The following is a 25,566-nucleotide window of genomic DNA, read 5'->3' as shown; positions in this document are numbered from 1 at the left end:
CGGAGGGGCCTTCGTGTGGCTGGTGTGGTGGCCGCGCGGATCACGTGTAGGACCGCCGCTCGTCCGGCGGGGGCACCGTGGCGCCCCGGTACTCGACCGGGATGCCGCCCAGCGGATAGTCCTTGCGCTGGGGGTGGCCGTGCCAGTCGTCGGGCATCTGGATGCGGGTCAGCGCCGGGTGCCCGTCGAAGACGATCCCGAAGAAGTCCCAGGCCTCGCGCTCGTGCCAGTCGTTGGTCGGGTAGGCCGACACGATCGAGGGGATGCGGGGGTCGGCGTCGGGGCAGGTGGTCTCGACGCGGATCTCGCTGTTGTGCGTGATCGACCTGAAGTGGTAGACGGCGTGCAGTTCACGGCCGATGTCCTCCAGGTAGTGGACCCCGACCACGCCCGTGCACAGCTCGTAGCGGAGCGCGGGGTCGTCGCGCAGGACGCGGACCAGTTCCAGCAGGGCCTCGCGGCGCACGTGGAAGGTGATCTCGCCCCGGTCGACCTCCACGCGCTCGACCTCGGCCTCGCGGCCGATCGCCGTGAGGGCCGTCTCCAGGTCGTCCGCGACCCGGTCGAAGTCCGCGGTGCGCGGGTCGTCGGGGTCGGTGAAGGGACGCTCGCTCCGGACGGGAGCGCTCCCCCGCACCAGGAGGCCGCCGAAGCCGGAGGTGTCACCGGAGGTCCGGGCGCCGAACATGCCGGTGCGCCTGACCGGTGCGGCCAAGCGCTCGCGCCCGAGCTGGTCGGGGAGGTTCTCCGCCGCCTCGTCGCGCTCGTTCTCGTTGCTCATGTCAGTCCTTGGTCACCAGGGGCAGCGAACGGCGGAGCAGGCGCTCCTCGGTCTCGGTGATCTCCTGCTCGCGGTGGGCACCGAGCTTGGTGTTCTGCACCTTGTCGTGGAGCTTGAGCACGGCGTCCAGGAACATCTCCGGCCTGGGCGGGCAGCCCGGCAGGTAGATGTCGACGGGAACGATGTGGTCCACGCCCTGGACGATCGCGTAGTTGTTGAACATGCCGCCACTGGAGGCGCAGACGCCCATCGCGATGACCCACTTGGGTTCGGGCATCTGGTCGTAGATCTGGCGCAGGACCGGGGCCATCTTCTGGCTGACCCGTCCGGCCACGACCATGAGGTCGGCCTGACGCGGGGTGGCGCCGAACTTCTCCATGCCGAACCGGGCGAGGTCGTAGTGGGGCCCGCCGACCGCCATCATCTCGATGGCGCAACAGGCCAGACCGAACGTGGCGGGCCACATGGACGACTTGCGGGCCAGGCCGACGACCTGTTCGACCGTGGTGAGCGCGACTCCGGCCGGCAGTTTCTCTTCGATACCCATCAGCTGCGGACCTCCTCGGGGGTGGGCGGCTGGGTCTGGTCGGGGGTCTGTGGAATCAGGGGGATCAGTCCCATTCGAGGCCTCCGCGACGCCACTCGTAGGCGTAGGCGATGGAGACGTTCACCAGGAAGAGGATGATCGCGATGACGCCGAACCAGCCGAGGGCGTCGAAGTGCACGGCCCACGGGATGAGGAAGATGATCTCGATGTCGAAGACGATGAACATCATCGCCGTCATGTAGTACTTGACGGTGAAACGGCCACCGCCCGCGGGCTGCGGGGTGGGTTCGATCCCGCACTCGTACGCCTGCATCTTGGCCCGGTTGTACCGCTTGGGTCCCATGACCGCACCGGCGACCATCGACAGGACGACGAACGCGGCGCCGATCCCACCGAGCACGAATATCGGTGTGTACAGCTCCACGGCTCACCCTCCTCCGCTGAATGGCTGGTCGGAGCGCGCGACCGGCTGACTTGTGAACGTTTTCACGTGCTTCTCTCGGCTCTTCCCGAAATGTCTGGGTGGTGGGGCCGGACCGCGGATCACCGACGGCCCGGCCGTACGATCGCGCCGTCGCCCTCTAGGCGGCGGGCGCCATCTTGGACAGGCCGTTGATGACCCGGTCCATGGCGTCGCCCTTGCTCGGTTCGGTGAGGTTGGCGAGCATCTTCAGCACGAACTTCATGAGCGTGCGCTGACGCAGTCCGTACTTGGTCGCGTACTTCATGAACTCGGGCTGGCCGATGACCTTCACGAAGTAGCGGCCCAGCGTGTAGTAGCCGCCGTAGGTGTCCGCGAGGACCTCCGGGTACCGCAGCAGGGCCCGTTCGCGCGTCTGCTGGGTGGGACGGCCGTGCGCCTGCACGATCACGTCGGCGGCGATCTGCCCGGCCTCCATGGCGTAGGCGATGCCCTCGCCGTTGAACGGGTTGACCATGCCGCCCGCGTCACCGACCAGCAGCAGGCCGCGCGCGTAGTGCGGGACCCGGTTGAAGCCCATCGGCAGCGCCGCGCCGAGGATCTTGCCCTTCTGGTTCTCCTCGGTGAAGCCCCACTCCTCCGGCATGGACTCGGTCCACCGGCGCAGGAGCTTGCGGTAGTCCACGTCCTGGAAGGCGGTGGTGGAGTTGAGGATGCCGAGGCCCACGTTGCTGGTGCCGTCACCGACACCGAACACCCACCCGTAGCCGGGCAGGAGGACGTCCTTGTCGCCGCTGCGGTCCCACAGCTCCAGCCACGACTCCAGGTAGTCGTCCTCGTGGCGGGGGCTCTCGAAGTAGGTGCGCACGGCCACGCCCAGGGGCCGGTCGTCGCGCTTGCGGATGCCCATGGCGACGGAGAGCCGGGAGGAGTTGCCGTCGGCGGCCACGACCAGCGGTGCCCGGAAGGTCACGGGTTCGCGGTCGGCGTTCTTCGCGTGCACTCCGACGATGCGGTTGCTGCGCTCGTCCATCAGCGGGCCGGTGACGTTCGTGCGCTCCAGGAGCTTCGCCCCGGCGGAGACCGCCCGGTTGACCAGGATCTGGTCGAAGTCGAAGCGTGTGCGCACGAGGCCGAAACCCGGGTACGCGGCGAGGTCGGGCCAGGGCAGTTCCAGGCGCACGCCCGCGCCGACGATGCGCAGGCCGTGGTTCCTGATCCACCCCTCGTCCTCGAAGGTGATCCCCATGGCGGTGAGCTGTTTCACCGCCCTCGGGGTGAGTCCGTCGCCGCAGACCTTCTCCCTGGGGAAGGCGGTCTTCTCCAGGAGCAGGACGTCTAGCCCGGCCTGGGCCAGGTAGTAGGCGGTGGTGGAGCCAGAAGGGCCAGCGCCGACGACGATGACGTCGGCGTCGTACTCGATCCGTTCCCGGCCTCTGGGAGAGGAGGTGGCTGTCTCGCTCACGGATGTGTCCTCGACTACTCGCGCGGTACACCGTGGCGGGTCAGTGCGGGTTCGACCCGCTCACGGGGGGTGCTTGGGGACGTTGGGGGACTTCCGACATGTCCGACATGGGTCTTGTGTCATAAGCCTCGTGGCCTTGTGAAGCACTTCACAAGCCACTTTTCCGCAGTCTAGACCCTCACGCGCCAGGAGGCGACCCCCGGGGGGCATTGTTCAGAAAATCGGATATAGAACCCACAAGCCTCCACACACCCACCAAAGCAGTCACAAACAGTCAAATGCGCAGCTAGTGATACCCGATCAACAACAAGTGACCCACGAGTCACAGAAAAAACCCCAAGGAACAGAACTTTCCTTGGGGTTTGCGTGCTTTTTAGTTAGAAGAGAAGACTTTCGCCTCATGAGCGCTATGTCTGTTTTTACTTCTCCCGGAAGCCACGGTGCAGGGCCACCGTGCCCAGCGTCAGGTTGCGCCACGCGACCCGCGACCACCCGGCGCCCTGGAGGTACGTCGAGAGCTCGGCCTGGTCCGGCCAGGCCATGATCGACTCCGAGAGGTAGTCGTAGGCCTCACTGCGCCCGGAGAACGCCCCGGCGATCCTCGGCAGCGCCGCCATCAGGTAGGTCGAGTACAGCTTGTCCACGAACTCGACCGGGATGTGGCTGAACTCGCAGATGACCAGCCGCCCGCCGACCCTGGTCACCCGGCGCAGCTCCCGCAGCGCCTGGTCCACGTCCGCGACGTTGCGCAGGCCGAAGGAGATCGTCACCGCGTCGAAGGTCTCGTCGGCGAAGGGCAGCGAGAGCGCGTCGCCGGCCACGAAGGTCACCCCGCCGCGCGAGGCCCCGCCCCTGCGCCGGGCACCGTTCTGGAGCATCCCCAGCGAGAAGTCGCAGGCGATCACGCGCGCGCCCTTCTTGATGAAGGACTCCGAGGAGGTGCCGGTGCCCGCGGCGAGGTCCAGCACCAGTTCGCCGCTGTGGGCGTCGACCGCGTCGACCACGGCGCGTCGCCAGACGCGGTCCTGGCCGAGCGAGATGACGTCGTTGACGAGGTCGTAGTTCTCTGCGATGCCGTCGAACATCGCGGCGACGTCCTGGGGCTTCTTGTCGAGCTTCGCGCGGGTCATGGCACCAGCCTAAGGGTGGCCGGACAGCGGAGCGGACGGGGTGGGGCGGGCGCCTCCCACGGCCCTGACCAGGCGAAGGTCCAGTTACTTGCCGTAATCAGACCCCCACTTTGTGCAATGATGTGGGGACCGAAACCATCCTTCGCGCGCCCGAGGAGTCCCGTGAATCCGGCCCGATCGTTCGTCGCCCTGACGATGAGTTCCCTGCTCCTGTTCCCTCTCGGGGCCGCGACCGCCGCGCCCGCCCTGGCCGCGCCCCATGAGGGCGTGGTCAGCGAACAGCCCGTCCAGTGGACGCCGCACGTCCTGGACGGGAAGGTCAAGGACATCCTCCGGATCGGCGACACCGTCGTGGTGGCCGGACAGTTCGAGCGCGTGTCCGACGCCGACGGGGGCAGGACGTACAACCGGCGCAACCTCTTCGCCTTCCGGCACGGCACCGGTGAGCTCCTGCCCGCCTTCGCGCCGCGGGTGGACGGCACCGTCAACTCGGTGACCGAGGGCCCGGGCGGTTCGCTGGTCATCGGCGGCCAGTTCCAGAGCGTCAACGGCTCGGCCAGCCGGGGGATCGCCCGCGTCGACGCCACGACCGGCCGCAACGTCTCCGGGTTCCGCGCGTCGCTGGACGACGGGAGCGTGTACCGGCTCGCCGGGGACGGTCGCGACCTCTACGTCGGCGGCAACTTCACCGGGGTGAGCGGGGAGAAGCGCACCGGGCTCGCGCGGCTCGACGCCGCGACCGGCGAGGTGGACGCGGACTTCACCCCGACCATCTCCGAGCAGCGGCGGGGCGTCCTGCGCGTGCAGGAGCTGGCCCTGAGCCCGGACGGCCGCAGGCTCGCGGTGAACGGGACGTTCACCAAGGTCGACGGCCTGGACCGGTACCAGATCGCCATGATCGACACCGCGACCGGCTCACCCACCACCTGGTCGACCTCGGAATACGAGGCGGAGTGCGACTACGAGGGCCTCCACACCTACATGCGGCAGATGGACTTCGCGCCGGACGGCTCCTACTTCGCCGTGGTGACGGGCGGCGGCCCCGAGGTGAAGCCCGGCCTGTGCAAGACCGTGGCACGGTTCGAGAACACGGACACGGCGGGCTCCGAGGCCACCTGGTCCAACATGACCGGCGGGGACACCCTGTACTCGGTCGAGGTCACCTCGTCCGCCGTCTACGTGGGCGGCCACCAGCGCTGGATGGACAACGAGAAGGGCGCCCAGAACCCGGGGCCGGGTTCGGTCGCCCGCGAGGGCATCGCCGCGGTGAGCCCCACGACGGGCCGGGCGCTGTCCTGGAACCCGGGCCGCTCCCGGGGATACGGCGTGGAGGCCCTGCACGCGACGTCCGACGGCCTCTACGTCGGCAGCGACACCGACCGGCTCGCGGACGAGTACCACGCGCGGCTGGGGATGTTCCCGACCGTGTGAGGGTCCGACGTCGGGTGAGCGCCCGACGAGAAGCACCGACGGGGTGGTGTCCGAGTGTTCGGAGCACCGCCCCGTCGGTCACTTCGGGGTGTTCTCCGCCTCCTGGGCCTCCTGGGCGCGCAGGATCTCGTCCTGGATCTCGTCCTCCCGGGCCGCGCCGCCCTGGAGGCGGTCCCCCACGGCCTTGTCCTGCTCCTGGCGCTTCCTCGACCACTGGTCGACTGACGCGGACATCTGGTCGCGCCACTTGGAAAGGAGGACGTACGAGGCGAGACCGCTGATCACCCACGCGAGAACCAGCGCGATCCAGGAACGCGCGCCGAACAGGTAGACGACGCCGAAGGCGCCCGCGAACAGCGCCAGACGGGCGGCGGTATAGGTCAGCCAGCTACGCATCAAAAAGCCTCACAACAGACGTTTACCTGGACTAGATTGGGCAGCGCATCCATCCACGCGGATCACGTGCGTGGACGGCCGAGTCATGCGACCGTGGTCGAAGGGGCGGTGTCCCGGATCAGGCAGCCTCACCTCCAGGTTAAGGGGGTGCCTTCGCCGGTGCGCACCAGGGCGGGGTGTGTCCCGTCGCAGGCCGGGCGGTGGTCAGCGCCGGATTCAGATAGTCATGGGATGTTTCCAATCCCGACAGCCGGGTCTGAACATCACGTTCCGATCACATATCCCCCGCTTCTCCCCCGAACGCCGCAATTTCTCCGAAAACTAGGGAGGAAACGGACCAACTCGTGCACACTAGGGGATCAAACGCCCGCCGCCCCCTCAGTCCAGGCGGGCACGATTGGGGGAATGTGAAGGTGGAACGAGCAAGCGAACGCCTGTTGACCCCCGGGGAAGTGGCCTCACTCTTCCGGGTTGATCCCAAGACCGTGACTCGCTGGGCCGCCTCCGGGCGCATCAGCAGCATTCGGACCCCCGGCGGCCACCGCCGTTTCCGGGAGTCAGAGGTACGCGCCCTCCTGCTCGGCGAACCGAGCGAGAGCACCACCTGAAGAAGTCCGGCACGCCCCCGACGGTCCCGGACCCGACGACCCGAGCGGTCTTCCCCCAACCCGGGCCGGTGTCCCCGGCCGGGAGGGGTCGACAGCATGAGTAGGCTGGAAGCATGGTGTGGCTCGGTGGCCTGATCACGCTCGTGTCGATCGTTCTATGGGTGTACGCGTTCTTCGACGCGTTGACCACCCCTGCGCAGGAGGTCCGGAACCTCCCGAAGGTCCTGTGGCTGGTCGTCATCGCGCTGTTCATGCCCGTGGGATCCATCCTGTGGCTCTTCCTCGGTCGTCCGCCCAAGCCCGTCTCCGTCCTGGGCGACGCGCCCTCCCCCAAGGAGGCCGCCAGGTCCGTGGACGACCTTGACCCGTCAGACTTCGCCAAGCCCTCGGACAGCCCGCACCCACTCGGCCCGGACGACGATCCGGAGTTCCTCAGGGACCTCAACCGTCGGATCGACCCGGAGGACTGAGTCTCCGCAGGCGCTGGCACACGCTTCACCGCGCGCGGCGGCCGCGACACCCGGAACACGTGAAGGGGCCGTACCCGAACGGGTACGGCCCCACCGTCGTCTCCGTGCCTTCGTCCGCGTCCGGGGCTCGCCCGGACCGGGTCAGGCGTAGGAGTGGAGCCCGCTGAACATGTAGTTCACGGCGAAGAAGTTGAACATGACGGTGAGGAAGCCGATCACGTTGATCCAGGTCGCCTTGGGTCCGCGCCAGCCACCGGTCGCCCGGGCGTGCAGGTAGGCCGCGTAGATCACCCAGGAGATGAAGGACCACACCTCCTTGGGGTCCCATCCCCAGAACCGGCCCCAGGCCTCGTCGGCCCAGACGGAGCCGGCGATGACACCGAACGTCCACAGCGGGAACGCGAAGAGGATGAACCGGTGCGAGATACGGTCGAGCAGCTCCGGGCTGGGCAGGCGCCCGGCGATCCCGACCACCTTCTCCCCCAGGGCCCGCCTGGCCTCGGCCCGGTGCGCGACCAGGTAGGTGATGCCCGCGGCGCCGGACACCATGAACGCGCCACCCGCGATGATCACGGCGGAGACGTGGATCGGCACCCAGTAGGACTGGAGTGCCGGGATGAGCGGGCCCGGGTCCACATAGAGCCACCGCACCCCGATGCCCAGCAGGAGCAGGACGGGGACCAGCACGAACGCGCCGAGGAAGCGGGCCTGGTACCGCCAGGAGGCGTAGAGCAGCGCGCCGACGGCCACCAGGCACATCGCCACGACGAACTCGAACATGTTGCCCCAGGGCCAGCGTCCCGCCGCCAGCCCCCGGGTGATGATCTGGGCGAGGCCGAACACGAAGCCCAGCGCCGTCACGCCCAGCGCGATCCGGCCGAGCACGCTCTGCGAGGCCTGCGCCTCGCCCTCGTCCGTGCGGACGCTGACCTCGATGTCGTCGTCGGCGCCCTCGACGGAGCCCGCGCCCACGGGCATGAGGCGTCCCGCCCTGAGCCTGGTGCGTCGTCCGTAGGCGGCCTCGATGGCGAAGAGGAACAGCGCGGCCGCGTACGTCACGATCATCGCGATGATCAACGTGTCACTGGCCGACGCCATCGTCTCGTCCACCGGTCCGGCGAGTGTGTACGTCACCGGTCACTCCCTCTTGTCGTCGACTCTCGCGGGTCGGATGTCGTGTGGGGGTTGTCGTCGGACTCGCTCCTGAGTCGTCCGGCAAGTCGTTTGGTGATCTCGTGGAACTCGGCGTTGTCACCGGCGACCTCGGTCTTGCCGAGCCCGGCCAGCTCCACGCGGGTGGTGCCGTCCTCGCCCCTGGTCGCGCGCACCCACACTCGGCGGGGACGCACGAACAGGGTCAGCAGCAGGCCCGCCACGGCCGCCGTGGCCGCGCCCAGGGCCGGGAGGCGGGCGCCGTCCCGGTTGCTCTGGAGCGTGGCGTACTCCTTGTAGCCGGTGAAGGTGATCGAACCGGCCTCGTCGGGCAGCTCCCAGGTGTCGCCCACCGCCATGACGGGTGACTCACCCAGCGACTCCATCCCCTCGGTCCGGAGCTGGTAGACCGACTGCGGGTCGACCATCCCCATGTCGCCCTGGTAGGCCTCCAGGGTCACCATCGGGTTCTCCGCCCCGGGGAAGGTCGAGACCAGCTCGCCCTCGGAGTCCTCGGCCGCCGTGGGCAGGAACACCCCGACGAAGCCCAGCTCCTCGCCACCGGTGTCGGGCACCTTCACCACACCGTCCGAGGTGTAGGTCATGGTCTCGCGGTGCAGGAACGGCACCGCCTGGTCGAAGACCAGGTCGCCGTCGGCGTTGCGCACCTCGAACTGCGGCGCGTACCCGTGGCCCAGCAGGTACACCTGCACCCCGTCCACGCTCAACGGGTGGTTGACCTCCAGGGTGTGCTGCTCCTCCTCCGACTCGGGCGACTCCTTGTAGCTCAGCTCCGCCACGTAGGACTCGGCCTGGCCACGCAGGTCCCCGTCGTCGATGAAGGACGCCTCGAAGCTGTCCAGGTGGATCGTGAACGGCTCGAAGGCGTCGGTGTCGGTCCAGTGCCCGGGGTAGATGGCGTCGTAGGAGGGCAGCGTGTTCGCGAACCCGTCCCCCTCCACCAGCAGCATGTTGCCCCGGTAACCGAAGAACGATCCCGCCGCCAGGGCCAGCAGCAGCGCCAGCAGGGAGAAGTGGAACAGGACGTTGCCCGCCTCCCGCAGGTACCCCGTCTCTGCCGAGACCGAGTCGCCGTACCGCTCGACCCGGTACCCCTTCAGAACCGAGCGGGACCGCTCCAGCACCATCTCGGGTGAGGCCCCGGTGCCGAACCGCGCCACGTAGGGCATCCGGCCCAGGTTGCGCGGGGTGGCCACCGGCCGGGCCCGCACCGCCCGGGCGTGCACCAGCGCACGCGGGATCACACACCCCGCCAGGGACACGAACAGCAGCAGGTAGATCGCCGCGTACCAGGGTGAGGAGAACACGTCGAAGAGGTGGAAGCGGTCCAGCCACACCGACAGCTCGGGGTTCTCCCGCACGTAGGTGGCGACCTCGTCCACGCTCACCACGTTCTGCGGCAGGATCGACCCCGGGATCGCCCCCAGCGCCAGCATGAACAGCAGGATCAGGGCCGTGCGCATCGAGGTGAGCGTGCGCCACACCCACCGGCCCCACCCGGCCGGGCCCAGACCCTTCGGGCCCGGACCGGCCGCCGGATCGGGCGTCCTCGCCTGTTCGGCGCCGTCTGCGTTCTCGGTCGTACGCGTACTCACGTCAGATCACCGTCTGGAAGTTGGCGGCCCAGCCCTGCATGGCGATGGTCATCTGGGTCCACAGACCCGTCACCATCGCCAGGCCGACCAGGACGAGCATGACACCGCCGACCACGGTGACCGTGCGGGTGTGGCGCTTGAGCCAGCCGAAGGCGTTCAGCGCACGTCGGTAGAGCAGCGACGCCACGATGAAGGGGAGCCCCAGACCGACGCAGTAGATCAGGGAGAGGAGCATGCCGCGACCGGCGCCGCCCTCGATGAAGGCCAGCGTCTGGACGGCAGCCAGGGTCGGGCCGATGCAGGGGGTCCAGCCCAGGCCGAACAGGACGCCGAGCAGCGGCGCCCCCGCGAGCCCGGCGCGGGGCAGGCGGTGGAAGCGGAACTCGCGGCCCAGCCCGGGCAGCACGCCCATGAAGGCCAGGCCGAGGAGGATCGTGAGTGCGCCGAGCACGCGGGTGATCGGATCGGTGTAGTCCATGAGGAGGTCACCGAGCCAGCCGATGAACCCGCCCACGGCGACGAACACCAGGCTGAACCCGGCGATGAACAGCACGCTTCCGGTGACCATCGTCCAGCGGCGCTGAGCCAGCTCGGCGTCCACGTCGGCGATCGTGCTGGTGGCGGTCGCTCCGTCACCGCCCGCGGCGTCGGAGGTGGTCGCCTGGCGTTCCCGCACGTGGGAGCCGCTCATCCCGGAGACGTACGACAGGTAGCCGGGAACCAGGGGGAGCACGCACGGGGAGAGGAAGGAGACGAGGCCGGCGAGCAGGGCCAGCGGTGCGGCCAGGAGGAGGGAGCCGGTCATGACGGTGGTGCCGATCGCGTCCATCAGTCGCCGTCCCCGCCCGGAGCGTCCTCGTCGGCCGCTTCCTCGGAGGCCTCCGCGTCGTCGCCGGGCTCGGCGTCGTCGGTGCTCTCGGCGCCCTCCCCGTAGCCCTCCAGCTCCGAGATCCGCACGCGTTCCTCGGGGTCACCGAGGTCGAACTCCACCACGACCGGATCCAGCAGCCCCGTCAGCTGCCCGTAGGTGGTCGGACCGATCACCCGCGCCGCGATGTTCCCGTCGGGGTCGATCACCAGGGTGCTGGGGATCGCCCGGGGCGGCACGGTCTCACGGAAGGCCTGCGGGATCTCCCCCGGCTGGTCGTACAGGCTCGGGTACTCCACGCCCTTGTTCGCGGTGTAGGCCGCCGCGGCCGTCTCGTCGTCCTTGATGTTCACACCCAGGAAGTCCACGCCCAGGTCCCCGTACTCGGCGTGCACCTCGTCCAGGACCGGCTGCTCGGCGCGGCAGGGCCCGCACCAGCTCGCCCACACGTTGACGACCAGGATCCGGCCCTCGTACTCCGACAGCGACAGCTCGTCGCCCTCGAACGTCGTCCCCGTCACCTCCGGGGCCGCGGCGCGCTCACCGGGCTCGAACTCCGTCGCGCTGCCGTCTCCCGAGATGAACCGGTCCTCCTCACCCCCCGTCTCGATCTCCGTGCCACCGGCGCAGCCGGACAGGACGAGGACAGCCGTCACCGCGGCGGCCGAAAGGAACGGCACGGCACGACGGCGTCGCGTACCTGTGCTGGTACTGGGCATCGAGGGGACCTCGCGAACCGGGTGTGATCAGGGCGGACTACAACAACGACAAAGTGTAGTAGATACCCTGGGGCCCGCTCGGCCGACCCGACACAAGGGAGCGTCCTCCTGGTCCGGCCCGCTCGGGCGCCCGGTGGGAGGTACGGCGCGGGTGCCGGGAGGCGGCACCGGTTGGGGGGTACGGCACACGTCAGGGGCGATGCTGGGGAACATCGCCCCTGAGTGGCGGCGGATCGGGCGCTGGGTCAGAGGGCCCCGCTCCCGGGTCCGGCCTGGTTCGTCAGCCAGCCTCGACGAAAGCCTCGCGGAGGTAGTCGTGCACGGCTCGTTCGGGGACCCGGTAGGAACGCCCCACACGAATCGCGGGGAGAACTCCCGAGTGCACCATTCGGTAAACGGTCATCTTGGACACACGCATGATCGTGGCGACCTCCGCCACGGTCAGGAACCTGACCTCTTCGAGAGGCGGTTTGCTCCCGTTCATCTTCCGACGCCCTCATTCCCGGACGTGAGCATTTGTCTACCGTTCAGCCCTGGCGTGCCTCACGGTGCTCGGGGGACTCCGGCGAAACAGTCCCCGCCCCACCGACACGCCAGCGTGTCATGCTGTCACTACTGACACGTCCGTTTTCAGAGTAGAGCCGAGTTCCCCTCTACGGAAGGTCGTTCGTGCGGTCTTCGTGGTTGCGCGGTGACCACGGGTCAGATGAGGTTTAACGGTGGGTATAAATGGCCGACCCTGCTCAAAGAAGGCCCGCTCTGGCGAGCACGTAGTCGCGCAGCGGAGCGTAGTCCTCGGGCAGGTATCCGTCGTCCAGAGGCACGGTGACCAGGAGTTTCCCCTCGTGCTCCGCGAGGAACAGGGCGGGGTCGTTGCAGTCCGCGAAGCCCACCGTGGGCACCCCCGCCTCCCCCGCCGCACCCGCGAATCCGTGATCCGCGATGACCAACTGCGGCCATGGCTCCCCCCGGTCCGTCAGCTCCGCCAGGATCGCCCGCATCGCGAAGGGGTGGTGACTGTGCCGGGGCAGGTTCCCGTCCGTCACGAGCGCCACGTCCTCCCGCCAGACCACGATCCGGCGGTTCGGAGGCCGTTCGGTGGTCACCTCGTAGGAGTAGCCGCCCGCCGCGGTGAGAACCTTGCACCCGCGCGCGGTGAGCGCGTCCTTCCACGCCTGGTAGGTCTCCCGCAGGTTGCGCGGGTGCCCGGTGGCGAACATGACGCTCTCCTGGCGGGTGGCCGCCAGCGCCAACCGGTCGGCCAGGGCCTCCAGCGCGTCGATGGTGAGGTCGGGGTCGATGGTGTCGATCCCCCACACGTACTCGGCGTCGCCCACCACTCCGCAGCGCTTGTTCATCAGGGCGAGGACCTCGGCGTACGTCCAGTCGTGGGAGAAGGTCAGCCCGAACTGGTGGTACGGGTCCTTCTGCACGAGCCGCCGGTAGTGGCGCAGGTTGTTCTGCCGTGGGGTGTCGACGTGCCCCGCGATCCCCGTGCGAACCAGATAGGTGATGAGTTCGGCGCGTGTCGGCGGCGTCACCTGCGTTCCCCTTCCTCGTCTGCGCGGCGAGCCGGTGACACGCCGCGCGACCACCACGGCTTCGGCTCCTGTTCGCCCGGTATTCATCCCCTTCCTACCCGCTGAACGCGCGCCACGCCGCCATCGCGGAGATTTCACCGGGGTGTGATCCGGCGGCGGGGGCGGGAGGAGGGAACCGCTCAGAGGGTGGGGTCGATCCCGTGGCTGGGGAAGACGGCGGTTCGGGTGGCGTGGATGGCCCGGTCGACGGGGTCCCCCGGGTCGTAGCCGTGCTCGAAGGGGGTGAAGGAGACCCCTCTGCCGTCGGTCATGTAGAGCGGGGCCAGCTCGCCGGTGCGCTGGCGCACGAAGTCGCGCCACCCCTGCGGGGTCTCGCTGTCCGGGTCGATGGGTGCGCCCGCCGCCTCGGCCAGCAGGTGGGTCCAGGCCCGGGGCACGACGTGCACGAGGCCGTAGCCGCCACCCCCGAACAGCAGCCAGCGGCCACCCGCCGTCTTGCGCGCCAGCTTGTGGAGCTCCTCGTAGGCCCGACGCTGCCCGTCCACGCTGAGCGTGAGGTTGGCGAGGGGGTCGAGCGCGTGGGTGTCGCAACCCTGCTGGGTCACCAGGATCTCGGGCTGGAACTCGTGCAGCAGGGGCGGCACCACGGCGTCGAAGGCGCGGTGCCAGCCGGTGTCGCCGGTCCCGGCGGGCAGGGGCACGTTGACGGCGTAGCCCTCCGCGTTCGGGCCGCCGGCCTCCGAGGCGTGCCCGGTGCCCGGGAACAGGGTCGCCGGCGACTCGTGGAGGCTGATCGTGAGGACCCTGGGGTCGTCGTAGAAGGCGTTCTGGACGCCGTCCCCGTGGTGGACGTCCACGTCGACGTAGGCGATGCGCTTGGCGCCCTGCTCCAGGAGCCAGGCGATGGCCAGCGCGGGGTCGTTGTAGACGCAGAACCCCCACGCGTTGCCGTGCATGGCGTGGTGGAGTCCGCCCGCGATGTTGGCGGCGTGCGCGCTCTCACCGGTCCACACGGCCCTGGCCGCGGCCACCGAGGCGCCCGCGATCAGAGCGGAGGCCTCGTGCATGTGCGGGAACACGGGGTTGTCGGTGGTGCCGAGCATGTGGGTGTCGTCGGGCTCCAGGGTCCGCCCGGCCCGCTTGACCGCCTCGATGTAGGCGGGGTCGTGGACCAGGGAGAGGAGTTCGTCGGAGGCCGGTTCGACGTCCAGGAGGTCGACCCCGGCGCCGTCGAAGACGCCGAACTCGCGGCTGAGCGCCATGGTCAGCTCGACCCGGATCGGCGCCATCGGGTGCTGTGGCCCGAAGTCGTAGGTGGTGAGTCCGTCGTCCCATGCCACCCGAAGCGAGCAGGACGTGCGCCCTCCCATGTGGTGACCCCCGTTTCAGGTGTGCGTGCTCCGAAGCACACAGTACGCAAGGCCGGGTCCGGGCAGAACCCCGGGTCCGCTTCGGTTTCCGGGGCGTGCCGGGCGGGGAGCGCGCCACGGGAGACGGGAACGGCCCCGGAGGGAGGTCCCTCCGGGGCCGCGGGGCCCATGACGGCGGTCCCGCCGCCGCGCGTGCCTAGCTGTTCTCCATCTTGTAGTAGCAGGACTTGTAGGTCTCGCCCGCCTTGAGCTTCTTGGTGCCGTGGAGGGGCTTGCCGAAGCCGGACTCGGTGGAGGTGATCATGAGGCGGTACTCGCCCGGGTCGAGCTCGACCTTCATGACCTCGCCCTCGTCGAAGCAGGAGTTGCCGGTGGGGGGCGAGGAGTAGACCTCGCAGCCCTCGCAGGCCTCGGTGAACTCCTCGCCGTGGACCGCGTCCGGGCCCACGAACATGAAGTGCATCTCCTCCGGCGAGTTGTTGGTGAACTCGATGACGACCTTGTCGCCGTTGCCGGTGCTGTAGGGGCTCATGTCCTCGATCGAGGACTCGCCGAAGATGGTCTTGAGGTCCATCTGCTGCTCGATGCGCCCGGCACCGATGTGCTTGGTGAGCTTCTCGACGTCGTCGGCCTCGTAGTCGGGGTAGCTGGCCTCCAGGAACTCGACGGTCGCGTCCGCGTCGTCGAGGTCACCGGAGTCCACCTGGGCCCAGCCGCAGTTGAGGGCGGCGTCGGGACGCTCCTCCTCGATGCGTTCCGCGATGTCGGGAGCGGCGTCCCAGGCGAGGTCGTCGAACATCCCGATCTGGTCGAAGGCCGAACACCAGTTCTCCGCCTGGTAGTCGCCGGTGGCCAGGTCGTACAGCTCGACCAGGGCGTCGGGCACCTGGGCGGCGGACGGGGTGTCGGCGAAGTCGTCCGCGATGAAGGCGTAGGTCTCCTGCGCCTTCCGGAAGGCCTCGCTGACCTCGTCGGTCACGGTTCCGCTGTAGGACTCGTCCGCGTCGGCGGCGAGCTGGGCCGCGTAGTCGAAGTGGATCTCCGCGATGCTGCCGTCGGTGTCCTCCCAACGGGCTCCGGCGTGCGCGAAGTAGTCGGTGTAGGACTCCAGCGCGTGGTCGTAGGCCTCGTTGGCGACGTCGGACTGCGCCCGGCTCAGGATCTCGCAGGCCTCGGCGCCCGCGCGGGCCCGGTTCATCAGGGACGGCGACATGGAGAGCTGGAAGCCGCCCTCCACCTGTTCGTAGGTGTCGATCGCGGTGTCGCAGTCACCCTTCGCGTGTTCGGCGTCCGCGACGCGGAGGCGCCACTCACCGGTCTGCCAGACACCGACCAGCGAGAGCGCCATGACCACGACGAGGCAGGCGGCCAGGACGACCGGCTTGCCCGTGGCCGTGGGCTCCTCTCCCCGGGCCATGAGACGGCGGTCGTGCCTGCGTCCCGCGAAAAGACCGTGCACGACGGTGACCAGGATCCAGCCCAGGAGGACCGGGACCCAGACGAGCAGGTCGTCAGCGGCGCCCATGAGGGCGGCCGTGACCAGCAGGCCCACGGTGACAGCCAGGTTGATCCCGAAGAACACCCAGCTGCGCAGGTGGAAGTAGCCCGCGCCGACACCGGACAGGTTGAGCAGCGCGACGCGCAGGCCCGTCCGGGACTTGAGGAGGCCGAGCGGGGGCAGGGGCGGCGGCGGGCCGCCGAAGTGACCCGCGGGCGGGCCGGGGGGCATACCACCGGGAGGCATACCGCCGGGCGGCATCCCACCCGGGGGCATGCCGCCGGGGGGCGGACCTCCCGGCGGCGGGCCGAAGGGCGGGTTGCCACCGGAGGGGGCGCCTCCCGGCGGCGGGCCGCCGAACTGGCCGGGCGGCGGGCCACCCGGACGGCCGGGGCCGTGCGGAGCACCGGGACCGGAGGGGGCGCCCGGACCGTTGGGGCCACCGGGGGCGCCGGGACCCCCGGGCGGCGGGCCACCGGGACCGTGGGGACCACCGGGGGGCGGTCCACTCGGCGCCTGACCCATGGGCGGGGGGCCTCCGGGTGGCGGCCCCACGGGCGGGGGCTGACCCCCGGACGGGGTCGGGGCGCCGGGGCCGCTTCCCGGGGCGGGACCGCCGACGGGGGTCTGCGGGCCGCTCGGAGCGGGGGGAGGCGTCGCGGATCCGGGCTGGCCCGGGAGGTTGGACGGGTCCGAAGGGGGTTGAGGGTGTGTCATGGGGCCCCGGAATCAGTGAGGGGAAGACGTACGCAGTCGAAGAGGGAAGAGGGGACGAGCCCTCTTATCCCGACTTTATTCGTCAGGTAGGACGCAATGTCCGACGCCCGGCGACCAGAGCGACCAGGAAATCCACCTGTGATTTGGGTCACATACAGTACGACTAGCTCTCCGACAGCGCCCTGCTGCGGTCCCGCGCCGCCTCGATCGCGTCCGTGAAGGCCGTGCGCACTCCGTGTCGCTCCAGCTCACGGAGAGCTGCCGCCGTGGTCCCTCCGGGTGACGTGACGGCCTCCCGCAGGACCACGGGGTGCTCCCCCGAACCGTCGAGCATGGCCGCGGCGCCGGTGATGGTCTGCCCCACGAGGCGCTCCGCCGTGACCCGGGGCATACCCATGGCCACACCGGCCTCGATCATGGTCTCCGCGATGAAGTAGAAGTAGGCCGGTCCGCTGCCGGAGATGGCGGTGACCGTGTCCATGTGCTGTTCACCCACGCGCAGCACCTCGCCGACCGCGCCCAACAGCTCCTCGGCGCGGTCCAGGTGCCCGGCCCCCGCGTGGGCCCCTCCGGCGACGGCCGTCATGCCCCGGCCCATGAGCGCGGGGGTGTTGGGCATCGCGCGGACCACCGGCACGCCCGGGTGCAGGTGGCTCTCCATCACGGCGGTGGTCAGCCCCGCCGCCACCGAGATGACCAGCTGCTCGCCCGACAGGTGTGGGGCGAGGTCGTCCAGCAGGGCCAGCATGTCCTGGGGCTTGAGGGCGAGCAGCAGGGTGTCCGCTCGCTTGGCGGCGTCCGCCGCCGGCACCGTCTCGACCCCGTGGCGGGCGCGCAGCTCCGCCGCGTGCTCCTCGCGCGGCTCCGTGACGAGCACGTCCTCCGGGGCGTGGCCCTGGGCCAGCAGCCCGGCGAGCAGCGCCTCGCCCATCTTTCCTGCGCCGATGATCGCGATCATTAGGGGTCCTCTCTGCGCGTTCCCTCCACGCTAGCGGCCCGGGGGCTCCCGCGTGGACCTCCCGTCCCACGGAGTGGACGCGGGGCCCGACCCCGCCGGTCAGCCCTGGTCGGGTGTGCCCTCGTCGTCGACCGCTCCCCCGGGGTCGACCGAGAAGCGCCGGGGCGGGGACTGGGGGCGTCCGCGCAGCAGCGCGATGCGCTCGCGACGGCCCAGTGTGGGCTCCGGCTCGGGCGGGCCCTGCGCGAAGTGCAGCCGGGTGAAGGCCAGCGCCTCGGCCAGCTCACGCAGGCGCGCCTCACGGTCCACCGCCTTGCGGGTGCTCACCTCCAGGACCAGCTGCCCCTCGTAGCCCGTGCCCGCGAGGTGTTCGAGCAGCTCCGCGACGGGCTGGCTGCCGCGCCCGGGGATCAGGTGCTCGTCCAGGTTCTGGCCGCCGAAACCGTCCGCCACGTGGACGTGGGAGAGCCGGTCGCCCAGGCGCCTGGCCATGTCCATCGCGTCGGACCCGGACATGGCGGTGTGGGAGAGATCGAGGGTGACGTCCGGGTAGTCCCGGTCGAGCGGGTTCCAGCTCGGCGCGTAGGGGACGACCTCGCGCTCGCGCACCCGGACCGGGTACATGTTCTCGACGGCGAAGACCACGTCGGTCTCCTCCTGCATGCGGGCGACGCCGTTCTCGAAGTCGCGGGCGTACTCGCGCTGCCAGCGGAAGGCCGGGTGCACCACGATCGTGGAGGCGCCCAGCGCCTCCGCCATCTCCTTGGAGCGCACGAGCTTGCCCCAGGGCTCACGCCCCCACACGCGCTGGGTCAGCACGAGGCAGGGGGAGTGGACCGCCGTCACGGGCATCTGGTGGTAGTCCGAGAGGCGCCGGAGGAGTTCGATGTCCTGGCTCGCCGGATCGGAGGACACGAGGACCTCCACGCCGTCGTACCCCAGCTTCGCGGCGATCTCGAACGCGGCCGGGGTCTTCTCCGGGTAGACCGACGCCGACGAGAGGACCACGGGCGCGTCTGGGACCTGGATAGGGCTCACGCGTTCCAGAGTATGCGCTCCACGGCGGTCCGGGGCGGGCGGGCGCGTGAACACGGCGTGGCGGGGACCCCGCCGGGCGGCCGTGAGGGGGCGGGGTCGGAGGGAACGGCCGTCCCCCGGTGCTCGGGGAACGGCCGTCGGAGATCATCGGTGCGCACGTGGCGCGGTCTCGCGGGCGGCGGGTCAGAGCCGCACGGCACCGGCGAGGTCGTACTGGGTCACGTCCCGCTCGGCGATCTTCCCGCCGGAGCTCGGGGCGTCGATCATGCGGCCGCCGCCGAGGTAGATCGCGACGTGGTAGGCGTATCCGCCGCTGTCGGTCCAGTACAGGACGTCGCCGCGGCGCGCGTCGGAGTAGCTCACCCGGGTCCCGGAACCGACCTGGTCCTGGGCCACGCGGGGCAGGCTCACACCGGCCTGCTCGAAGGAGTGCTGCACCAGTCCGGAGCAGTCGAAGGAGTTCGGGCCGGTCCCGCCCCAGGCGTAGGGCTTGCCCTTCTGGGACTCGGCGGCGCTGATGACCTCCTCCACGTCGGTGGAGGCCAGGGACTGGTGGACGCGCTCACGGTCCTGGGAGTTCGCGGGGCCCCGTGACGGGGCCGTCGTGGCGTCGTCTCCCGGCTGGGCGGTCTGGGTCTGGGAGTGCGCCGGGGCTCCCCCGGCGGCGAGGGTCGCGGCCGCGAGGGCGGCGACGAGGAGTGCGCGCCGAGATCGGCGGCACGTCCGGGCGGAAGCGGCCTGCCGCTCCGTGTTCGTGAGGGAACGACAGGCCCGCGTTGGCTCGTGGTGCCGAGGTTCTCGCATGACGTGGTGCTCCTGCTCCGTCGGGGCAGCCCGCACCACTGTGACGCGGGTCTCCCTGCCGCCAACTCACCACCATTCGTCACACAGACACCGGGGAAAATCAGGCTCCGTGGTCCAATCCGCATCCAAGAACGGTAAAGACCACGTGACCTCGGCAGGCAAAGCGGTCATCGAACCATCAAACGACCGCCCGCCCACCGAGGTCAGCCACCGTCCGCTAGGGCTGCGGGACGTTCAGGGCGGACCGCACGAAGTCGGTCGTCGCCGCCATGCCGAGGTTGTTCGGGTGGATCGGCGCGCCGTCCTCGGGGATCAGGCCCTCGACCCAGCGGGTGCTCGAACCCTGACAGACGTCGTGACCGCGCTCGAAGGTGTCGACGAAGACCGCCCCCTGGGCCGTGGCCTCCTCCTGGAGCATCGCGTTGAGCTTGGTCTGCGCGGCGTCCAGGAACGGGACGTCACCCCGGGAGATCGGCGTGCTCGGCCAGCAGCCTCCGCTCTCCGGAAGGATCTGGAGGTAGCCGACGCTGAGGACCGTGGCGTTCGGGCTGCGCTCCGCGATGTCCGCGTACACCCCCGAGACCTCGCCCCGCAGCCCCTCGATCCGCTGGTCGAGCTCGTCGCCGTAGTAGTCGGCGCACGGGCTGCCCAGAGGGTTGGTCAGACTGCGCTTCGCGCACTCCATGAGGACCTGGGAGAAGCCGAAGTCGTTGCCCGCGATCCCCACCGTGACGAGGTCGGTCTCGGGCCGCAGCGCGTCCAGCTGCGGCGGGGTGTCGTCGAACTGGGCCTCGTAGAGGTGGCTCATGACCGCGCCGGAGCAGCTGACGTCGGTGAGCTCGGAGATGCCCAGCTCCTCCGCGAGGCGCTTGGGGTAGTTGACCGAGGACTGCATGCAGCCGAGGAGCGGCATGTTGGCCTGGGCCTGGACGAGGGGACCGGCGACGAAGGAGTCACCGATGGCCACGTAGTGCCCGAAGGCGGCCGACTCGGCCTCCTCCGCGGCGACGGGGGCGGTGGCCAGCGAGATCCCCATGGCCGCGATGGCCAGCGGGGCCGCGAGGCGGGCGAGGCGGCGCAGCCCGCCGGGGCGGCCACCGCCTCCGGGGGAACGGGGGATCGCGGGGGTTCGGTTCGTACGGAACACGAGGGGTTTCCTCTCTCCAAGGAGCGGGGGCACAGGAGTGTTCTGCCATGGGGCGAGGGTGACTCTCCCCACACATTCTCTAACATGACCTACCAAAACCTTGACCTAACCGGTAGGTAACTTTCTTGTGTTGTCCGCGGACCCCGGTTCCCCCCGGGCCTGTCCCCCACAGCCGTTAGCGTGGCGACCATGGCAAAAGCAGCGAAGACGACGTTCCGGTGCGCCGAGTGCGGATGGACCACCCTCAAGTGGGTGGGACGCTGCGGCGAGTGCCAGGCCTGGGGCACCGTCGAGGAGGCCGGAGCCCCCGCTCCCATGGCGGTCGCGTCCGCCCCGGTGACCTCCCGGGCCCGCCCCATCACCGAGATCAGTGTGGAGAGCGCCGAGGCGGTGCCCACCGGGGTGGACGAGCTCGACCGGGTCCTGGGCGGCGGCGCGGTTCCCGGCGGCGTCGTGCTGCTCGCGGGCGAGCCCGGCGTGGGCAAGTCGACCCTCCTCCTGGAGGTCGCGGCGATGCGCGCCGCCAAGGCCCCCGTCCTCTACGTGACCGGCGAGGAGTCAGCCGGACAGGTCCGGCTCCGGGCCGAGCGCCTCGGGGCCCTGTCCGACCAGCTCTTCCTCGCCGCCGAGACCTCCGTGGCCACCCTGGCCAGCCACGTCGACGCGGTGGCGCCGCAGCTGCTGATCGTCGACTCGGTGCAGACCATGGTCTCCCCCGAGGCCGCCGGAGTCCCCGGCGGCGTGACCCAGATCCGGCAGGTCACCGGCGCGCTCATCCAGATCGCCAAGGAGCGCGGCATCGCCACCGTGCTGGTCGGCCACGTCACCAAGGACGGCTCGATCGCCGGTCCCCGTCTGCTGGAGCACCTGGTGGACGTCGTCCTCCACTTCGAGGGCGAGCGCCACTCCCAGCTGCGTCTGCTCCGCGCGGTCAAGAACCGCTACGGGCCCACCGACGAGATCGGCGTCTTCGAGCTCACCGAGAAGGGCATCCACGGCCTGCCCGACCCCAGCGGGCTCTTCCTCACCGAGCGGACGGACCCGGTGCCGGGCACCTGCGTCACCGTCACCCTGGAGGGGCGGCGCCCCCTCATCACGGAGGTGCAGGCGCTGGTGGCGCCGACCCCCCTGCCCGCGCCCAGGCGCGCGACCTCGGGCCTGGACACCTCACGGGTGAACATGATCCTCGCGGTGCTGGAGAAGCGCACCGGCATGAAGCTGGCCAACATGGACGTGTACGCCTCGACCGTGGGCGGGGTGAAGCTGGGCGAGCCCTCCGTGGACCTGGCCCTGGCCCTGGCCGCCGCGAGCTCGAACAACGACGTCGCCCTGCCGGGCGGTTTCATCGCGATCGGCGAGGTGGGTCTGGCCGGTGACGTGCGCAGCGTGAACGGCGTGCGGCGCCGGGTCGCCGAGGCACAGCGCCTGGGCTTCACACAGGCGGTGGTGCCCAAGCACTTCGGCGACCCGGTCCAGGGCATCCGCGTGCACGAGGTGGAGGAGCTGAGCGAGGCCCTGTCCTGGGTGGAGCGGCGGGGCCGGCGCCGGGGCGCCCCCCGTGGCTCCGCCGAGGACTAGCCAGCCCGGAGCCTAGAAGTCGAAGATCACGCCCTTGGCACTGGACAGCGCGCACGCGTTGCCGAAGGTCTCCTCGTAGTCCTCGGCGCCGCTGACGCGCACGGTGACCGGGCGGTACTCCATGGTGCAGACGCCCTCGGACGTGGCCCGCACGCTGGCGATGTCACCGTGCTCCGCGATGAGGTCGCAGGCCTCGGCGGCGCGGGGGTGCTCGCCACCGGCCGGGTCGCACTCCAGGCTGGCCTGGCGGGCCCAGCTCGTAGCGGTGTCGCCGCTCTTCTCGACGGCGCCGAAGACCTCCAGCGTGTACACGGTGCCGCGCTCGTCCGCGAGGGCGGGCGCGGTCGCCGTCACGGCGAAGGCGACAGCGGCGGCGGCACAGGTCAGGGCGGTGGCGATGCGATTCACTGGGAACTCCCGGGACGAGAACTAGGTTCGACACGAATAGTAGCCACACAGTGACGATAAGTTGTGTGTTTTGTGTGAACCCGTCCCGACCCGGGAGCGGAATCAGGCTTTGAGCTGGAAGACGAGCTGGTCGACGCTGCCGACGAGGTCTCCGCGCAGGTTGGCCTTGTACCAGCCGGGCTGCGCCTTGGCGCCGCCGTCACGGCAGTCGGTGAAGGAGCGCTCCAGGTCCCAGCTGAGGGTGTACTCGTGCGGGCGGCCCTGGGTGAGCTGGCGCTCCTCCTTGCTGTTGCCCTCGACGCAGTCGGCGGAGGAGTAGATCCGGTCGTCGCCGGAGTCCAGCCGGAGCTCGATCGCCTCGGGCCCCACGTCCACGGTGCAGGTCTGCTCGGCCACGTTGACCACGGTCACCTTGAACTCGGGCTTGGCGCCGCCGCCGAACACCTCCCGCTCCTTCTCCGCGAAGTCGAAGGTGACCACCACGTCCTGCGGACGGCAGTGGTCCTCGGGGCGCTCCGGGGCCGCGGCCTCGGCCGACTCGTCGTCGGAACCGCCCCCGGACCCCTCCTCGCCCTCGGACGGGGACGCGGACGGGGAGGCGGAGGGCGACGGGGAGGGTGAGGCGGACGGATCCGCGTCCTCTTCGTCGGTTTCGGCGTCGGAGGGCTCCTCGGCTGGGACACTGGAGGAGGCCTCGGGCTCCTCGATCGCCGCCTGGGAGCCCGTCGGCTCGCCCTCGTCGGAGGTGTTCCGGAACGCGAGGGCGACCAGAGCGAACACCAGCATCACGCCAGCCAGGACGAAGGCGCGTCGCTTCCAGTAGGTCTCACGGCTGACGGGTGCTGGTTGTCCGGTACTTGACGCCATGGGCCGTAGTATTGCGGTTTTGCGTGCCACCCACCTACTCAACCCGCCGATTTCCCGTTAAAGATGAGCGATAACCCTTACAGCACCGCCGTTCTGGCGTGGTACGAGACCAACGCCAGGGACCTGCCCTGGCGCCGCCCCGAGGCCTCCGCCTGGTCCATCCTGGTCAGCGAGATCATGCTCCAACAGACCCCCGTCGTGCGGGTGCTCCCCGCGTGGGAGGCCTGGATGGAGCGCTGGCCCACCCCCGCCCACCTGGCCAAGGAGCCCTCCGGCGAGGCGGTCCGCATGTGGAACCGGCTCGGCTATCCGCGCCGGGCCCTGCGCCTGCACGCCTGCGCCGTGGCCATCACGGAGGAGCACGACGGCGAGGTCCCCGACGACCACGCGACCCTGCTGTCGCTTCCGGGGATCGGCGCGTACACGGCGGCGGCGGTCGCGAGCTTCGCCCACGGGCAGCGGCACGCCATTCTGGACACCAACGTGCGGCGTGTCCTGGCCAGGACCGAAACCGGGATCGAGTACCCGCCGAAAACCCAGACCAAGGCGGAGACCGCTCTGGCCGAGGCGCTCCTGCCTCCGACGGCCTCCGTCGCGGCGCGTTGGGGCGTGGCCGTGATGGAGCTGGGTGCCCTGGTCTGCACGGCCCGCTCGCCGCGCTGCGCGGACTGCCCCATCGCCGGGCAGTGCGCCTGGAAGCTCGCGGGGAAGCCCGCGTACGACGGACCTCCCCGGCGCGGGCAGACCTACGCCGGCACCGACCGCCAGGTCCGCGGCAAGCTCCTCGCGGTGCTGCGCGCCTCGCCCGAACCGGTGGTCAAGGACGCCCTGGACGCGGTCTGGGACGACGGTGTCCAGCGTGAGAGGGCCCTGGACGCCCTGGTCTCCGACGGTCTGGTCGATCCCCTGGACGACGGCCGCTACGCCCTGCCCGGCTGACCGGAGCGGGCCCCGGTCTCCGGGGCCCGCCGGGTGCGGGTCCTCAGTCCATCCGGGCGTCGACCGCCCCGGCCCCCTCCGCGTCGAACTCCGCCTGCGTGCCGTCGAAGGCGCCGCTGCAGGGCGCCCCCGGCTCGGGAGCGTCCGGGCTCTGCTCGTACTCCAGCAGGAAGTCCGTCAGGCGCGGGTCGGCGGGGTCGTCGAGCGTGAGCTGAGCGCCCCAGGCCGAGGCCACCACCGGTGACGGGAGGCCCTCCATCGGGCTGACCAGCACGTAGGAACCCGGGGTGTGGTGCGCGGTCAGCGTCGCCAGCGCGTCGTCGGACAGGCCGGGGTCGTGGGTGATCCACACCGCCCCGTGCTCCAGGGAGTGGACGGCCGCCTCGGTCAGGACCGGCTCGTCGTACACCCCGCAGTTCTGCCAGAAGTTGTAGTGCTCCCCGCCCACCGGCGGGAACTGGGCGTAGTCGACGGTCTCGCCGGTGTCCACGTGGTTCTTGGACAACCCCTCGAAGGTCTCGACCCCGTCGGGGCGCGCGGCGCCGCCCCCTCCGGAGCCGTCCGGGCCACTCGCCCCGCCCGACGCCCCGGCACCGCCGTACAGCCAGAAGCCGCCGAGGGCCGCGCCGCCCAGCAGGACCAACGCCAGGGCGACACCGCCGACGATGAGCCACGGAGCCGCCGACCGGCGGCCCGGCTGGGGCGCGGACGCCCCCGGATACCCGTACGGCGGTTGGCCGGGCGGCGGGCCCTGCGGCGGCTGCCCGGAGGGCGTGTACGCGGGGGGCGGCCCCTGGTACTGGGGCGGATACGGGCCGGGCGGCGGGCCCTGCGGCGGCTGCCCGGGCTGGTGGGGGCCCTGCTGGTACGGGCCCTGCGGGTGCTGGCCCCGCTGGTACGGGTCCTGCGGGGCGTACGGGGGCGGCGGCCCCTGCGGCACGGGACCGGGCGGGCCCTGACCCGCCGGAGGCCCCTGGGAGGCGTCGTGCGGCCCCGAGGGGCCTTGCGGGAAGGGGGAACCGAGGGGCGCCGACTGCGGCGGCTGGGAGCCGTCCGGACGGGGTTCGTTTGGATTGGCCACGGACGGCACCCTAGCG

General features: G+C 70.6%; 26 protein-coding genes. 5 read left to right on the top strand and 21 right to left on the bottom strand.

Going from position 1 to position 25,566, the window contains the following annotated elements:
* Nucleotides 1-40: 40 nt before the first annotated feature.
* From ACRWK8_RS05075 to ACRWK8_RS05055, 5 genes are all read right to left on the bottom strand, one after another.
* Nucleotides 41-781 (bottom strand): NADH-quinone oxidoreductase subunit C, encoded by a 741-nt coding sequence (locus tag ACRWK8_RS05075; protein WP_352388089.1) that lies wholly within the window; start codon nt 779-781, stop codon nt 41-43.
* Nucleotide 782: 1 nt separating this feature from the next.
* Nucleotides 783-1,328 (bottom strand): NuoB/complex I 20 kDa subunit family protein, encoded by a 546-nt coding sequence (locus tag ACRWK8_RS05070; protein ID WP_017543078.1) that lies wholly within the window; start codon nt 1,326-1,328, stop codon nt 783-785.
* Between the two features lie 64 nt (nt 1,329-1,392).
* Nucleotides 1,393-1,752 (bottom strand): NADH-quinone oxidoreductase subunit A, encoded by a 360-nt coding sequence (locus ACRWK8_RS05065; RefSeq protein ID WP_017543079.1) that lies wholly within the window; start codon nt 1,750-1,752, stop codon nt 1,393-1,395.
* Between the two features lie 157 nt (nt 1,753-1,909).
* Entirely contained in the window at nt 1,910-3,214 is a 1,305-nt protein-coding gene (locus ACRWK8_RS05060; protein ID WP_378738690.1) for a geranylgeranyl reductase family protein, read from the bottom strand.
* 419 nt (nt 3,215-3,633) lie between these two features.
* The gene (locus tag ACRWK8_RS05055) at nt 3,634-4,344 is read right to left on the bottom strand and encodes a demethylmenaquinone methyltransferase (protein ID WP_431868625.1); all 711 of its coding nucleotides are present in this window, start codon (nt 4,342-4,344) and stop codon (nt 3,634-3,636) included.
* A gap of 162 nt (nt 4,345-4,506) precedes the next feature.
* Between ACRWK8_RS05055 and ACRWK8_RS05050 the strand changes: the two genes are divergently transcribed.
* Nucleotides 4,507-5,775: a WD40 repeat domain-containing protein gene (locus tag ACRWK8_RS05050; protein WP_378738695.1), complete on the top strand. Its 1,269-nt coding sequence runs from the start codon at nt 4,507-4,509 to the stop codon at nt 5,773-5,775.
* A 78-nt stretch (nt 5,776-5,853) separates the two neighbouring features.
* Here the strand turns inward: ACRWK8_RS05050 and ACRWK8_RS05045 are convergent, their stop codons facing one another.
* Nucleotides 5,854-6,171, bottom strand: coding sequence for a DUF4229 domain-containing protein (locus tag ACRWK8_RS05045; protein WP_378738697.1), 318 nt, complete (start codon nt 6,169-6,171; stop codon nt 5,854-5,856).
* 407 nt (nt 6,172-6,578) lie between these two features.
* Between ACRWK8_RS05045 and ACRWK8_RS05040 the strand changes: the two genes are divergently transcribed.
* Both ACRWK8_RS05040 and ACRWK8_RS05035 read left to right on the top strand, forming a co-directional pair.
* On the top strand, nt 6,579-6,779 hold the full coding sequence (locus tag ACRWK8_RS05040) for a BldC family transcriptional regulator (RefSeq protein WP_026116196.1): 201 nt from the start codon (nt 6,579-6,581) through the stop codon (nt 6,777-6,779).
* 113 nt (nt 6,780-6,892) lie between these two features.
* Nucleotides 6,893-7,249, top strand: a complete 357-nt coding sequence (locus ACRWK8_RS05035) for a PLD nuclease N-terminal domain-containing protein (protein ID WP_378738701.1) — start codon at nt 6,893-6,895, stop codon at nt 7,247-7,249.
* A 141-nt stretch (nt 7,250-7,390) separates the two neighbouring features.
* On the opposite strand, the gene ccsB is transcribed toward ACRWK8_RS05035, so the two are convergent.
* The 12 genes from ccsB to ACRWK8_RS04975 form a co-directional block, all read right to left on the bottom strand.
* The gene (gene ccsB, locus ACRWK8_RS05030; RefSeq protein ID WP_378738703.1) at nt 7,391-8,383 is read right to left on the bottom strand and encodes a c-type cytochrome biogenesis protein CcsB; all 993 of its coding nucleotides are present in this window, start codon (nt 8,381-8,383) and stop codon (nt 7,391-7,393) included.
* Nucleotides 8,380-10,017 carry a cytochrome c biogenesis protein ResB gene (gene resB, locus ACRWK8_RS05025; RefSeq protein WP_431868621.1) on the bottom strand — a complete coding sequence of 546 codons (1,638 nt, stop codon included), beginning with the start codon at nt 10,015-10,017 and terminating at the stop codon, nt 8,380-8,382. Before resB ends, ccsB begins: the two co-directional genes overlap by 4 nt.
* A 1-nt stretch (nt 10,018) precedes the next feature.
* Nucleotides 10,019-10,846 (bottom strand): cytochrome c biogenesis CcdA family protein, encoded by an 828-nt coding sequence (locus ACRWK8_RS05020; RefSeq protein WP_378738708.1) that lies wholly within the window; start codon nt 10,844-10,846, stop codon nt 10,019-10,021.
* Nucleotides 10,846-11,565, bottom strand: coding sequence for a TlpA family protein disulfide reductase (locus tag ACRWK8_RS05015; protein WP_431868619.1), 720 nt, complete (start codon nt 11,563-11,565; stop codon nt 10,846-10,848). Before ACRWK8_RS05015 ends, ACRWK8_RS05020 begins: the two co-directional genes overlap by 1 nt.
* A gap of 319 nt (nt 11,566-11,884) precedes the next feature.
* Nucleotides 11,885-12,088 (bottom strand): helix-turn-helix domain-containing protein, encoded by a 204-nt coding sequence (locus tag ACRWK8_RS05010; RefSeq protein WP_013155995.1) that lies wholly within the window; start codon nt 12,086-12,088, stop codon nt 11,885-11,887.
* 259 nt (nt 12,089-12,347) lie between these two features.
* Nucleotides 12,348-13,145, bottom strand: coding sequence for a phosphatase (locus ACRWK8_RS05005; RefSeq protein ID WP_378738712.1), 798 nt, complete (start codon nt 13,143-13,145; stop codon nt 12,348-12,350).
* Between the two features lie 179 nt (nt 13,146-13,324).
* A complete protein-coding gene (locus tag ACRWK8_RS05000) occupies nt 13,325-14,485 on the bottom strand; it encodes an acetoin utilization protein AcuC (protein WP_378738713.1) in 1,161 nt (386 codons plus the stop codon).
* 226 nt (nt 14,486-14,711) lie between these two features.
* Nucleotides 14,712-16,259 (bottom strand): DUF1109 domain-containing protein, encoded by a 1,548-nt coding sequence (locus ACRWK8_RS04995; protein WP_431868615.1) that lies wholly within the window; start codon nt 16,257-16,259, stop codon nt 14,712-14,714.
* 634 nt (nt 16,260-16,893) lie between these two features.
* Nucleotides 16,894-17,688 (bottom strand): pyrroline-5-carboxylate reductase, encoded by a 795-nt coding sequence (proC, locus tag ACRWK8_RS04990; protein WP_378738717.1) that lies wholly within the window; start codon nt 17,686-17,688, stop codon nt 16,894-16,896.
* 99 nt (nt 17,689-17,787) lie between these two features.
* Nucleotides 17,788-18,726 carry a sugar phosphate isomerase/epimerase family protein gene (locus ACRWK8_RS04985; RefSeq protein WP_378738719.1) on the bottom strand — a complete coding sequence of 313 codons (939 nt, stop codon included), beginning with the start codon at nt 18,724-18,726 and terminating at the stop codon, nt 17,788-17,790.
* A gap of 183 nt (nt 18,727-18,909) precedes the next feature.
* A complete protein-coding gene (locus ACRWK8_RS04980) occupies nt 18,910-19,530 on the bottom strand; it encodes a C40 family peptidase (protein WP_378738722.1) in 621 nt (206 codons plus the stop codon).
* A 217-nt stretch (nt 19,531-19,747) separates the two neighbouring features.
* Nucleotides 19,748-20,677, bottom strand: coding sequence for an SGNH/GDSL hydrolase family protein (locus ACRWK8_RS04975; protein ID WP_378738724.1), 930 nt, complete (start codon nt 20,675-20,677; stop codon nt 19,748-19,750).
* A 189-nt stretch (nt 20,678-20,866) separates the two neighbouring features.
* On the opposite strand from ACRWK8_RS04975, the gene radA reads away from it, so the two are divergent.
* Entirely contained in the window at nt 20,867-22,255 is a 1,389-nt protein-coding gene (gene radA, locus ACRWK8_RS04970) for a DNA repair protein RadA (protein WP_378738726.1), read from the top strand.
* A gap of 12 nt (nt 22,256-22,267) precedes the next feature.
* On the opposite strand, the gene ACRWK8_RS04965 is transcribed toward radA, so the two are convergent.
* Together ACRWK8_RS04965 and ACRWK8_RS04960 are read right to left on the bottom strand one after the other, a co-directional pair.
* Nucleotides 22,268-22,663: an SSI family serine proteinase inhibitor gene (locus ACRWK8_RS04965; RefSeq protein ID WP_378738729.1), complete on the bottom strand. Its 396-nt coding sequence runs from the start codon at nt 22,661-22,663 to the stop codon at nt 22,268-22,270.
* Between the two features lie 102 nt (nt 22,664-22,765).
* The gene (locus ACRWK8_RS04960; RefSeq protein ID WP_378739062.1) at nt 22,766-23,449 is read right to left on the bottom strand and encodes a hypothetical protein; all 684 of its coding nucleotides are present in this window, start codon (nt 23,447-23,449) and stop codon (nt 22,766-22,768) included.
* 144 nt (nt 23,450-23,593) lie between these two features.
* Between ACRWK8_RS04960 and ACRWK8_RS04955 the strand changes: the two genes are divergently transcribed.
* Nucleotides 23,594-24,469, top strand: a complete 876-nt coding sequence (locus ACRWK8_RS04955; protein ID WP_378738731.1) for an HhH-GPD family protein — start codon at nt 23,594-23,596, stop codon at nt 24,467-24,469.
* 43 nt (nt 24,470-24,512) lie between these two features.
* Here ACRWK8_RS04955 and ACRWK8_RS04950 read toward each other — a convergent pair whose 3' ends face one another.
* Complete coding sequence (locus tag ACRWK8_RS04950) at nt 24,513-25,550, bottom strand: thioredoxin-like domain-containing protein (protein WP_431868611.1); 1,038 nt, start codon at nt 25,548-25,550, stop codon at nt 24,513-24,515.
* Nucleotides 25,551-25,566: the final 16 nt, after the last annotated feature.

The organism is Nocardiopsis eucommiae (assembly GCF_965344335.1).
Classification (GTDB): Bacteria; Actinomycetota; Actinomycetes; order Streptosporangiales; family Streptosporangiaceae; genus Nocardiopsis; species Nocardiopsis eucommiae.
Note: the sequence above shows the minus strand (reverse complement) of the source record. Positions and strands in the feature narration are given on the sequence as shown.